Genomic DNA, 12,397 nt, shown 5'->3' on the forward strand with positions numbered 1-12,397 from the left:
GTGAAGAAAAAATCAACCCGCTTCGGATTGAAGGTATTCGGAAGCTCGACGGTCGATTTTTTCTAGCACTTGTTCAATCGTTTGCGATTGCAAGTGTTCTTCCATTTTTCTTTCCGCATCGTTCATCACGCGCTGGATAAAACAATTATCGTTTTCGTGTGCGTGTGATTCCAAGCCGCATTGGAATAAAGGATTCTGGCCTTCCACAGCTTGGATAACATCCCAGAAAGAAATGTCTCGGACATGCTTCATCAATTTATAACCGCCTTTTACGCCAGTTGCAGATGAGATTAATCCGGCTTTTACAAGCGTTGTCAGTACCTTTGATAGATAAGTGGGCGAGACTTTCTGCAATTCAGCTAAAGGCTTTACACCGACAGACTTTCCGGGCGGAAGCAAACCGAGAAAAGCAATGGAGTGGAGGGCATAGTTGGTAGCTTTGGAATATTTCATGACGTCAACCTCTTTATTGTAGATTCCATATGTCTATAATATCTTCTGTATTTAACAAAGTCAATGTGAACACCTTGTATTTACTTGGGACTATCCTCGATGCGCCATGCTGTAATATCATGCAGCTTTCCTTCTAATTCATGAAAATAACTCGTCAGGTAATGCTGGAACTGTTTTGCAATCGGGCTGAGAAATCTTCTGGAAGACCACGCTACGCCAATCGTTCGTTCGCAAACAGGTTCTTTTATCCGAATGACAGGTAGCTGTTCTGCTTTGCTGCCGGTCAGGGAGACAGCGGGGATAAAAGCGATACCCAAGCCATTGCGAACAAGATCACCAATGACGCCTGGTTCATCGCCTTCAAAAGCAATGTGCGGGTGGAAACCTGCTAGCTGACAATACTTATCCGTTAGACTGCGGATGCCATGGCCTTCATTCATGCTGACAAAGGCTTCCTCTCGAAGTTCTGCTAAAGTGACAGAGCGCTTTGTTTCAAGCCAGTGTCCAAGCGGGGCGATAAGCAGAATTTCTTCTGTAATCAGTGGCTTCCATTCTATATCATCTGCCTCAAGGGGAACTGAAGATATACAGAAATCAAGCTCGCCACTGCGCAGTTTATCCGTCATTGTTGGGACAGAGTGAACGTATTGCTTGAAGTGAACAGCAGGCTGTTTCTGTAGAAAACCGCTAATTAAATCAGGCAGTACTCTTGGAATAGTCACAGAAAGTTTTATGCTTTTATCTGCCTCTTGATTCGAGGCGTTCAGTTCTCTTCTAGCTTCCTGCAGCTCATGCAGGACGGCATCCACTCGTTTGAGAAACATCTTTCCATTATCATTTAACTTGATTTGGCGATTAAAACGCTCAAAGAGCTTCACACCTACATCCTCTTCCAGTCTGCTGATTGCTTTACTGAGAGAAGGCTGGGCGATATTGAGTGCTTCGGCAGCATGTGTCATATGTTCTAACTCAGCAACCTTTTTAAAATATTGCAGTTGTAGCAGTTCCATATTCGGCCTTCTTTCGGATAGCTTAAGAGCTATTATTTATAACAATATATATATTATACATCATATAAAAAAGCCGTTATGCTATTTAGATGTTCGATATAGATGTTCAATATTTCACAAAGGTAAAGGTGAGGAGACTATGAAAGGATTAAAACTAGGCTTTTTTGATATAAAGCGGATGTGGCAGCACAAGCATGGACGAATTGCACTTCTATTTCTACTGATTATTCCAGTTATCTATGCTTCGCTGTTTCTAGGTGGTTACTGGGATCCGTACGGCCATATAGAAGATCTGCCTGTGGCTGTTGTTAACCAAGATGAAGGTGCCAGCATGGATGGAGAAGAAATGCATGCTGGGGACGATTTTATAAAAGAATTGAAGAAGAGCAAGTCACTTGACTTTGATTTTGTCTCCAATGAGAAGGCAGAAGAAGGATTGGATGACGGAAAATATTATATGAAAGTGACAATCCCGAAAGACTTCTCTGAAAGTGTTACAACCTTAATGGACGATAAACCGCAGCAAGCGGAGCTGACGTACGAAGTTAATCCAGGGAAGAACTTTGTGGCATCACAAATTAGTTCCTCTGCGATGGAAAAAATGAAAACAAAGCTGGCGAGCAGTATCACAAAATCATATGCTGACAGTGTGTTTACAAGTTTCCATGAAGTTGCATCCGGTTTGCAAGATGCAGGCGACGGCGCGGGAGATTTGCATAAAGGAATGACGGATGAGCAGAGCGGTCTGAAGGATTTGCAAACTGGTATTGGCGACGTGCATAGCGGCGCAGCTGATCTAGCGAACGGCACAGATAAGCTGGCTGGTGCCCAAGGTGAATTGTCTGATGGTATTGGCACCTTAAACACGGGTGCAAGTGATTTGGCAGACGGATTGGGACAGCTGGATGAAGGTGCCGACTCGCTAGCAACAAATAGCAACAAAATAGCGGATGGCTTGACTGATTGGAAGAAACAAAGCGAGAAGCTATCGGAGAATCAACAAGCATTCACATCTGGTTCAGAAGACTTGAATAAGCTGATTGCATCTTATATGAAAGAGCATCCAGAGCTTCAGGATGATAAAGCATTCCAGCAAATAGCTGCAGTATCCGGTAAGCTGGCAGATTCCTCTGCGAAATTAGCTGATGGCCAGCAGAAGCTTGGCGAAGGCGCCGATAAACTCGCAAACAGTGAACAAAAACTTGCGGATGGAGTGGATACATTCAGTGAGAAACTTGGCTCGGCTGTTAGCGGTGCGGATAAATTAGCTAGCGGTGCAGCAGATTTGAATAGTGGATTTACTGACTACACGAAAGGTTTCGATTCCTTGCAAAGCGGTGCAGCGCAGCTTGCGTCCGGTACAGGTGACCTTTCGGATGGTGCTGCTGAGCTTAACGATGGTATCAATAAGCTTTCTGATGGGTCAGATGAGCTTGCGACTAGCTTGCAGGATGCTGCGGCTAAAACAAGTGATATTCAGTCAAGTGATGCATTGACAACAATGTTCGCAGACCCAGTTAAACTGACAGAGAAACAACTGTCAGATGTACCGAATTATGGTGTGGGTATTGCGCCGTACTTCTTGTCATTGGCATTGTTTGTGGGCGGTTTGATGGCAGCCAATATCCTGCCGCTTGGCAGAAGACAGGACATGCAAGTGTCAGGCACCGTGCAATTCTTCAGTAAGCTGACACTCATTTATGTCGTGGCAATTGTACAGGCAGTTATCCTTGATCTGATTTTCCTATTCGGATTCCAAGTGGATGTACAGAGTGTTCCACTGTTGTTCTTGTCCAGCATCATTGTATCCATGACAGTTATGACAATAATTCTCGCACTGGTGACGATATTCGGTAACTTAGGGAAATTGCTTGCCATTGTATTGCTGGTTATTCAGCTGGCATCCTGCGGCGGCACCTTCCCTAGCGAACTAACAGTATCTGGATTGGCCGCTGTAGGCAGGTACTTGCCAATGGCGCATTCCTTGCATAGTTTGCAAGAAGCAATTACGCTTGGTAACTGGTCCGTACTAAGTCATCAGCTAATTGATTTGGTTATTTATCTAGTAGTAATCGGTGTTATCGGCTGGGTGGTTTCCCATCTGCAGCACCGTCCTAAACAAGATACAGAGCAAGAAGCAGCATGAAGAAAAGCTCGCCATTAGGCGGGCTTTTTCTATTGACATAATATGATAGACTTTAAGCATCACCTATATAAAGGATACGTGTTATGCAAATCGATAAACCGAAACTACCAAATAACTTACCTGAAAAAAGAATGCATGATATTTTCTTTGAAGAAGAACCTGAATTAGAGAATTGTCAGGTACTGCAAGCTGATTTTGAGAATGAATTGGTTGACCGGCTGCGTCTGTCAAAAGTGGTCATCCGCAATAGCCGCTTCAATCATACTGATTTTACAGGAATGGATTTACTTGATGTGCGCTTTGAGAATTGTGATTTTTCGAATGTGAAAATGAGCAAATCATCCATCCATCGCGTGGAGTTCCACGGCTGTAAGCTCTTGGGTGCAGATTTGACGGAATCTAGCTTAGGGAATGTCTCCTTTACAGATTCGCTTGTAAACCTTGTTTCATTCGGCCAATCTAAATTGGAAAAAGTTATATTTTCCTCCTGCGGTTTGCAAGGAGCTGATTTCTACGCTTGCCGAATGAAGAAACTAGAATTTGCTGCTTGTGATTTAAATGAAGCAAACTTTGAGCAAACATCGTTAAAAGGTATAGACCTCAGCACAAGCAGTTTTCAGCAGCTTACCTTTTCTATCGAAAACTTGAAAGGCTGTATCGTATCACCGAACCAAGCAATACAATTTGCATCTTTAATAGGACTTGTTATTAAGTGAAAAAGCTTCCCGTGTTGGGAAGCTTTTTTTAAGCGGCTGTTTTTAAGGCACTCTTCGCAGTGACGAGGCGCAGAATATACAGCATGACAATCAATGCATATAGAAGCAGCCATATATTTAAGATGCCGTGGATAAGGGCCATACCGAGGAATCCGGCGGCAAGCACATAATAGGACATGGGAAGAATGGCTTTCCGGATGAGTGCGCCTTCCTTGCCGACTAATCCAACCGTAGCGGAAGCGGCAACGATGTTATGGACACAAATCATATTTCCGGCAGCGCCACCTACAGCTTGCAATGCGACAACCGTTCCAGACTGATGTACATCTAAGCCGATGTTGCCGGCAGCGCCAAATTGGAACAAGGAAAACATCATATTGCTGAAAGTGTTGCTTCCTGCGATAAAGGCACCCAGTGCACCGACTGTCGGTGCGACAATCGGCCAGAAACTGCCGGTTAAGATGGCAACCGACTCAGCAAGAATTAGCGGCATATTTTGCCCGGCGAGTGCTTCTGTTGCGGCATTGACTTTGTCGGCTGCCAAGGAAGTATTAAGGAAAATCTTAATCATAGGCACCGCGAACAACAATGCTATACCAGCGCTGACAGCTGTTTTAAAGGAATGCTTCCAAGCATTTTTGTATGCTTGCAGCTTCATCCTGTGCAGGAAGAAAGTTAGGACAGAAACAATTACAAATAGAAAACCAGGCAGATAAAGTGGTGTGGAAGTAGTAGTTATCCCGGACCCGAATGTATCTGAGAATACAAGCTTCCAGGATTCAAGAAATTGTTTGAATGGATCAAAGGAACGGGACAGAACAAGTATCCCTGCAACCAATACATAAGGCAGCCAAGCCATCCAGGTAGAGATAGAGCGAGCAGCTTTTTCTTGTGCAGGAGCTTGATTAAGTTTACCAATCCAGTCAGCTTCCCATTGGCTTTTGTCTGGGAAATCAAATGTTTTATCTTTGGGCATAAACCAGCCTTGTCGTGCAGCAGGTACTACAATCAGAAGAGCAATGAGTGCACCTAACAAGGAAGGGAATTCAGGTCCAAGTAAAATGCCGATTAAGCAGTAGGGAATAGTAAAGGCAATCCCGGCAAATAAAGCAAACTTCCAAGCTCGAAGACCTTCCAAGTAAGATTTATTCGGTCCAAAGAAGCGGGTAAGCATAGCCGATACAAACAGCGGAATGATAGATCCTACGATCCCATGAACAAGGACCACATCAGAAGTGATACGAAGCAAATACTCAAAATAGCCCATGTCCGTTTGCTGCAGACCGGTCATCACAGCTTGCTGATCAGTCAGCCCTGTATTGACACCAATTAAAATAGGTGTTCCAACGGCACCGAATGAAACCGGTGTACTTTGGATGATCAAGGAGACGAGTACGGCAGCCATGGCTGGGAACCCAACAGCAACAAGCAGCGGTGCAGCAATCGCAGCAGCTGTACCATAGCCTGCTGCACCTTCAATGAAGGAGCCGAAAAGCCAAGCAATTAGGATAGCTTGAATACGACGGTCTGGTGAGATAGTCATAAAGCCGCGGCGAATTGTGTGGATGGCACCAGATTCTTTTACTGTGTTCAGCAGCAGGACAGCGCCGAATACAATAAAGATAACTTCCAGCGCAGTTACAAGACCATTAAAGGCAGCGGCAGCTACAACATTTGTTTTCGTTCCCCAAACGAAAACGGCAATTAGTGCAGTAACAACAAGCGCAACAGGCATTGCTTTGCTGGCTGGCCAGTTTAAAATGACTAAGAATAACAATATCGTTACGATTGGTACAATAGCGATTAAAGATAATGCAAGTAAACTCATCGTCCTCTCCACCCCTCTAGTAAGCGTTTACATTTAAACGTTAATAATAAGGTCATCTGATGACCCGCTTACATTATAGAATGGTCTTTTTTGAAAAAGCAATGAAATTTTGGAAAATTTCCGTTTATAATGAGAGAGAGGTGAGAACCCAATGAAATACAAACAAATCAAACCAAAAAAGATATATGAACAAGTAGCAGATGAGCTGCTTGCGTTGATAAAAGACGGTAATCTGCAGCCAGGAGAAAAGCTGGATAGTGTGACGCAGCTAGCCGAGAATTTCCAGGTTGGGCGTTCAGCTATTCGTGAAGCACTGGCTACACTTCGGGCGAAGGGCTTGGTGGAAATGAAGCAAGGGGAAGGAACATATGTGAAGGCGTTTGAGCCGGAAGAAATTGTTTACCCACTGCAGCATGCCTTGCTCATGAGTATGGAAGATCGAGCAGAGCTTATGGAGGTTCGTAACATACTGGAGACGGGAATTGCAGCATCAGCAGCCCGAAATAGATCAGATGAGGATTTAGCACAGATGGAACAAGCTCTCATAGAGATGAAGCAATATGAAGGAGATCCGGAGAATGGCGAGAAAGCTGACCTTGCCTTTCACATGACGATTGCGCACGCAGCCAAAAACAAATTGCTGCTTCGCTTGATGCATCATGTGTCTGATCTGACAGCAGAATCGATGAAAGAAACGAGACAGATTTGTTTATTTGGGACAAAAACTGCTCCAGAGGAATTAAGCAAACAGCACGAAGCAATCCTCCAGGCTATCCGCTCCCAGCAGCCAGAACAGGCGCGAATGGCAATGGTTGCACACCTGGAATACGTAGAAGATGTGTTACGAAGCTATATGGAATAGAAAGAAGCTGCCCGATTAGGGTTAGCTTTTTTCGTATCGGCAGGACTTGGAAAATGTAAGCGTTTGTAGTATGCTGAAAGCAGAAAATAGAACAGGTCATCTGATGACCTCATCTGTGGGGTGGGAGTATGAAGGTTACTTTATTTGCGACTTGTATTGTTGATATGTTTCAATCCGATGTTGGAATAGCGACAGTTGAGGTACTGGAGAGGCTAGGCTGCGAGATTGTGTTTCCGACAGGTCAGGTTTGCTGCGGGCAGCCAGCCTACAATTCTGGTTATGTAGAAGATGCGAAAAAGGCAATGAAGAAAATGATTGCCACGTTTGAGGATGCGGAAGTCATAGTGACACCGTCCGGGTCTTGTGCCACGATGTTCAAAGAATACCAGCATGTATTCAAAGATGATCCGGTTTGGCGTCCGCGGGCAGAACGCTTGGCAGAGAAGACATATGAGCTGACGGAGTTTATTGTAGATGTGTTAAAAGTGGAGGATGTTGGTGCGAAGTTAGATGGCATTGCAACGTATCATCCTTCTTGCCATATGACAAGGCTGCTTGGTGTGAAAGATGCGCCGATGAAGCTGTTGTCTCATGTAGAGGGCTTAGAAATGCAACCGCTTCCGAATGCACAGAACTGCTGTGGTTTCGGCGGGACATTTGCTGTGAAGATGGGGAATATCTCTGAACAAATGGTTGATGAGAAAGTGGATTCGGTATCCGAAACAAAAGCGAGCTATTTGATTGGGGCAGATGGCGGCTGTTTGATGAATATCGGGGGAAGAATGCAGCGGCGTGATAAACCAGTCAAAGTGATGCACATCGCAGAAGTATTGAACAGCAGATAAAGGGGGCGAAACAGACATGGCGATGAAAATAGGGAATGAGAAGTTCAAAGATAATGTTAATAAACAGATGGAAGACACGTTTATGCGTGGAGCAGTTGCCGGAGCGCAAGAGCGGCTTCGCACGAGAAGGTTGGATGCAGCCGAGGAGCTCGGCAACTGGGAAGAATGGCGGTCACATGGCGAAGAGATACGTCAGCATACGTTAGACAATCTCGATTATTACTTACAAGAACTTTCGGAGAATCTGCAAAAGCGCGGGGGACATGTATTCTTTGCAGCTACAGCTGAAGAAGCCAATGATTATGTTAAGGGCATCGTAAAAGAAAAGCGTGCTAAAAAAATCTTGAAGGCAAAGTCGATGGTTACCGAAGAAATCGGTTTAAATGATGTGCTGCAGCAGGAAGGCTGTGATGTCATTGAAACAGACCTTGGCGAATACATTCTGCAGCTGGATGAGCACGATCCGCCATCCCATATTGTTACACCTGCACTTCATAAAAATAAAGAGCAAATTAAGGATGTATTTACCGAGAAGCTGGAATACAAATTAACTTCCAAACCAGAAGAGCTTGCGCTGCATGCAAGAGAAAAACTTCGTGAAGAATTTTTGCAAGCGGATATTGGCATCACAGGCTGCAACTTTGCAATTGCTGAGTCCGGCTCTGTTGGCTTAGTGACGAATGAAGGAAATGCCGGTATGGTGTCTGATTTACCAGATACGCAAATTTGTGTAATGGGGATGGAACGGATTGTTCCGACATTTGAGGAATTTGAGGTGCTTGTTGGACTGTTAACACGGAGTGCTGTCGGTCAAAAACTAACGAGCTACATTACTGCTTTAACAGGTCCGCGGACAGCGGAAGAAGTAGATGGTCCATCTGAATTTCACCTTGTTATCGTGGACAATGGCCGCTCCGGTATTTTGGGCACCGAGTTTCAATCGGTATTGCAATGTATCCGGTGTGCAGCGTGTATTAATGTTTGTCCGGTTTACCGACATATTGGCGGGCATTCTTATAACTCTATTTATCCAGGTCCCATTGGGGCAGTGCTTACACCGCTGTTAGGCGGTTATGATGATTTCAAAGAGTTGCCGTACGCGTCAACGCTTTGCGGTGCTTGTACCGATGCTTGCCCGGTTAAAATCCCGCTGCATACGCTGCTGCACCAACATCGCCAAGTAATTGTCGAGCGGGAAGGACGTGCGCCTATATCAGAAAAGCTGGCGATGAAAGCATTCGGACTTGGTGCTTCTTCCAATCAGCTTTACGCAGCAGGATCTAAAATGGCCAATTCTGTTATGAAGCCTTTTACAAAGGATGAAACAATTTCAAAAGGACCTGGTCCGCTGAAAGCATGGACAGAGATTCGTGACTTCCCTGCACCAAACAAAGAACGTTTCCGCGATTGGTTCAAGCAGCATGACAAGGAGCGTGATGATGCATGATACAAAATCGTGAGAAGTTTCTAACGAACGTCGCCAGCCGTCTTAGCCGGACAACGGTACAAACAGAAAAACCAGTTCGAAATTGGAAGTTCCGGCCGCAAGATAAGACGCTGATAAATAAGACGCCGGATGAACTAGTCAGTATTCTCCGAGATCAATGCCGGCTCATCCATACTGATCTGATAGAAACCACAGCACAAGACTTGCAAAATGTGCTGGAGGAGACAGTCGCTTCTTATGGCGACGGTCCGCTGGCAATTTGGAAGGATCCGCGCTACGGAGAATTTGGTTTACAAGAACAAATTGAGAAGTGGCCGACGCAAGGAATTGCTGTGCACGAATGGGATCCTAGTCTTGGTTATGATAACGTTGCAATTACCGAGAAAGCCAATATCGGCATTACCTTCAGTGATATCACACTCGCTGAATCAGGTACTGTTGTCCTCTTTTCTGGTGAAGGAAAGGGTCGGTCGGTCAGCCTGCTTCCGCATAAATATATTGCACTCATACCAAAAAGCACCATCGTTCCGCGCATGACCCAGGCGGCACAGCAAATCTCAAAACAAGTGCAAGAAGGAAAAGCAATTGCCTCTTGTATTAATTTCATTACGGGACCAAGCAACTCTGCCGATATTGAGATGAACCTTGTTGTAGGCGTTCATGGGCCAGTGAAGGCGGCTTATATTGTTATTGAAGATAGATAAGACGAAGTACTCTGCAGAAGGCAATTCATAGAATAGCCTTCTTATTTTTTTCTTGAATGATAGCGCTTTCTTTGCTAGGCTTAGCTTGTTAGAACAAGATGCTTGTATAACGAATAAGAACAGTTATAAATGCCAGACTCATTTATAGTATAAAGCCTGAGGGGGTATTGGTTGATGGGAATTCAATTCGATGAGAAACAGCGTATTTTTCACCTGCAAGGAAAGGCGACTAGTTATGTCATACAGCTGGAGCGGGATGGCTATGTAACGCACCAGTATTGGGGGAGAAAAATCCGGAAGTTTCGAAATAGCAATCGACAGCAATACATAGATCGTTCCTTTTCACCAAATCCTTATTATCGTGATCGAACGTTTTCTTTAGATAACTTGCCTCAGGAGTATCCGCAGTATGGTAACTCGGATTTTCGGAAGCCGGCTTATCATATTCAACTGGAAAATGGATCAACTGTAACTGATTTACGGTACAAGTCACATCGTATTTATAGCGGAAAACCAAAGCTAACAGCACTGCCAGCGACCTATGCGGGTCAAGCAGATGCAGAAACGCTGGAACTTGTGATGCAGGATGAATACTTAGGCTTGGAAGTGCAGTTATTATATACCGTCTTCAGCAACTATGATGTGGTAACAAGGTCAGTACAGTTCCACAACAAAGGCAAACAAAAGCTAAAGCTGTTGCAGGCCTCCAGTGTTAGTGTTGATTTTCGCCGGTCTGATTTTGATATGCTAACGTTTCCTGGTGCATGGGGGAAAGAGCGGCATATGGAAAAGCGCTCCTTGCAAGCGGGTATACAATCTGCCGAAAGTACGCGTGGAGCGAGCAGCCACCAGCAGCATCCATTTATCGGTTTAATGGAAAAGCACACAACAGAGGATTACGGGGAAGTGTTCGGCTTTCACTTGGTTTACAGTGGAAACTTTCTTGCGCAGGCGGAAGTTGATCAATTTGCAACAACGCGTGTGACACTCGGGATTAATCCATTCGATTTCTCATGGCTGTTAGAACCTGGAGCAACATTCCAGACACCTGAAGCTGTCCTCGTGTATTCCTCGAAGGGTCTTGGCGCTATGTCTGATACGCTGCATCGTTTTTACCAGCAGCATCTTGTAAGAGGGGAACACAAAGATAAGGAACGGCCTATTCTTATCAATAACTGGGAAGCAACGTACTTTGATTTTGATGCCGATAAAATTGAGCAAATCGCGAAAGCGGGCAGTGAGTTAGGAATTGAATTGTTCGTTCTGGATGACGGCTGGTTCCGGAACCGAAACTCTGATTCTACTTCTCTGGGAGACTGGTTTGTTGATAAAAAGAAGCTGCCGAATGGGCTGGAAGACGTGGCGAAGCGGGTGAACGATTTCGGAATGCAGTTTGGTCTTTGGCTTGAACCAGAGATGGTATCAGTAGATAGTGAGCTGTACCGAGAGCATCCGGATTGGTGTTTGCATGTTCCGGATCGCTACCGAACAGAAAGTCGTGATCAGCTTGTCCTTGATTTTTCCCGGGCGGATGTTCGAAAGGAAATTATCAAGCGCGTATCTGATATCCTTAGCAGCGCACCAATTGGTTATGTAAAGTGGGATATGAATCGTCATCTATCAGAAGTAGGATCAGCATCTCTTCCTGCAGAAAGGCAGCGAGAGACAGCACATCGACACATGCTTGGTGTTTATGAAGTGATGGAGATGCTCACCTCTCGCTTTCCACATATCTTGTTTGAAAGCTGTTCCGGGGGTGGCGGACGTTATGATCCGGGCATTTTGTATTACATGCCGCAAACGTGGACGAGTGATAATACAGATGCGGTGTCCCGGCTTAAAATTCAATATGCTACCAGTCTGCTTTATCCAGTTGCATCGATGGGATCACACGTATCTGATGTTCCAAATCACCAGGTACACCGCTCTACTTCTTTGACGATGCGCGGGGATGTAGCAATGGCTGGTAATCTTGGCTACGAACTGGATCTCACAAGACTCAGTAAAGAGGAGAAACAAGTTGTCAGCCAGCAAATAGAGTTTTATAAGGAAATTCGGAGTCTCGTTCAATTTGGACAATTCTATCGCTTGAAAAGTCCTTTTGAGGGAAATGAGACAGCTTGGATGTTTGTCAATGAAGATAAATCGGAGGCCTATGTCTGTTATTACCGTGTACTTGCAGAGCCAGCCGCTCCGCTTGCTGTGCTGCGGGTGAAAGGGCTGGATCTATCAAAGGATTATTCTGTATGGGGAACAGACGAAGTGTATAGTGGTGAAGAGCTGGAATATAGCGGAATCAGAATACCAACAGCCCTTAAAGGAGACTTTGTAAGTCATACATGGTATTTAAGAACGGAATAAGATGAAAAGTCGCCTTATAAAGGCG

General features: G+C 44.9%; 10 protein-coding genes. 7 read left to right on the top strand and 3 right to left on the bottom strand.

Annotated elements, in window-relative coordinates; genetic code table 11:
- Positions 1–12: 12 nt before the first annotated feature.
- Positions 13–453: an Rrf2 family transcriptional regulator gene (locus B1K52_RS06590; RefSeq protein WP_077306546.1), complete on the bottom strand. Its 441-nt coding sequence runs from the start codon at positions 451–453 to the stop codon at positions 13–15.
- Positions 454–533: 80 nt separating this feature from the next.
- Positions 534–1,463 carry a LysR substrate-binding domain-containing protein gene (locus B1K52_RS06595; RefSeq protein WP_077306548.1) on the bottom strand — a complete coding sequence of 310 codons (930 nt, stop codon included), beginning with the start codon at positions 1,461–1,463 and terminating at the stop codon, positions 534–536.
- Between the two features lie 139 nt (positions 1,464–1,602).
- On the opposite strand from B1K52_RS06595, the gene B1K52_RS06600 reads away from it, so the two are divergent.
- Both B1K52_RS06600 and B1K52_RS06605 read left to right on the top strand, forming a co-directional pair.
- Positions 1,603–3,609: a YhgE/Pip domain-containing protein gene (locus B1K52_RS06600; protein ID WP_077306550.1), complete on the top strand. Its 2,007-nt coding sequence runs from the start codon at positions 1,603–1,605 to the stop codon at positions 3,607–3,609.
- Positions 3,610–3,692: 83 nt separating this feature from the next.
- A complete protein-coding gene (locus B1K52_RS06605; RefSeq protein WP_077306552.1) occupies positions 3,693–4,325 on the top strand; it encodes a pentapeptide repeat-containing protein in 633 nt (210 codons plus the stop codon).
- A 28-nt stretch (positions 4,326–4,353) separates the two neighbouring features.
- On the opposite strand, the gene B1K52_RS06610 is transcribed toward B1K52_RS06605, so the two are convergent.
- On the bottom strand, positions 4,354–6,153 hold the full coding sequence (locus B1K52_RS06610; protein ID WP_077306554.1) for an L-lactate permease: 1,800 nt from the start codon (positions 6,151–6,153) through the stop codon (positions 4,354–4,356).
- A gap of 151 nt (positions 6,154–6,304) precedes the next feature.
- On the opposite strand from B1K52_RS06610, the gene B1K52_RS06615 reads away from it, so the two are divergent.
- From B1K52_RS06615 to B1K52_RS06635, 5 genes are all read left to right on the top strand, one after another.
- Positions 6,305–7,015 (top strand): FadR/GntR family transcriptional regulator, encoded by a 711-nt coding sequence (locus tag B1K52_RS06615; RefSeq protein WP_077306556.1) that lies wholly within the window; start codon positions 6,305–6,307, stop codon positions 7,013–7,015.
- A gap of 128 nt (positions 7,016–7,143) precedes the next feature.
- Positions 7,144–7,860 (top strand): (Fe-S)-binding protein, encoded by a 717-nt coding sequence (locus B1K52_RS06620; RefSeq protein WP_077306558.1) that lies wholly within the window; start codon positions 7,144–7,146, stop codon positions 7,858–7,860.
- A gap of 16 nt (positions 7,861–7,876) precedes the next feature.
- Positions 7,877–9,307 carry a LutB/LldF family L-lactate oxidation iron-sulfur protein gene (locus B1K52_RS06625; RefSeq protein WP_077306560.1) on the top strand — a complete coding sequence of 477 codons (1,431 nt, stop codon included), beginning with the start codon at positions 7,877–7,879 and terminating at the stop codon, positions 9,305–9,307.
- Positions 9,304–10,011, top strand: a complete 708-nt coding sequence (locus B1K52_RS06630; protein ID WP_077306562.1) for a LutC/YkgG family protein — start codon at positions 9,304–9,306, stop codon at positions 10,009–10,011. The genes B1K52_RS06625 and B1K52_RS06630 overlap by 4 nt, the downstream gene beginning before the upstream one ends.
- Before the next feature lie 174 nt (positions 10,012–10,185).
- The gene (locus B1K52_RS06635; RefSeq protein WP_077306564.1) at positions 10,186–12,372 is read left to right on the top strand and encodes an alpha-galactosidase; all 2,187 of its coding nucleotides are present in this window, start codon (positions 10,186–10,188) and stop codon (positions 12,370–12,372) included.
- Positions 12,373–12,397: the final 25 nt, after the last annotated feature.

The organism is Terribacillus halophilus (genome assembly GCF_900162685.1).
Lineage (GTDB): Bacteria > Bacillota > Bacilli > Bacillales > Amphibacillaceae > Terribacillus > Terribacillus halophilus_A.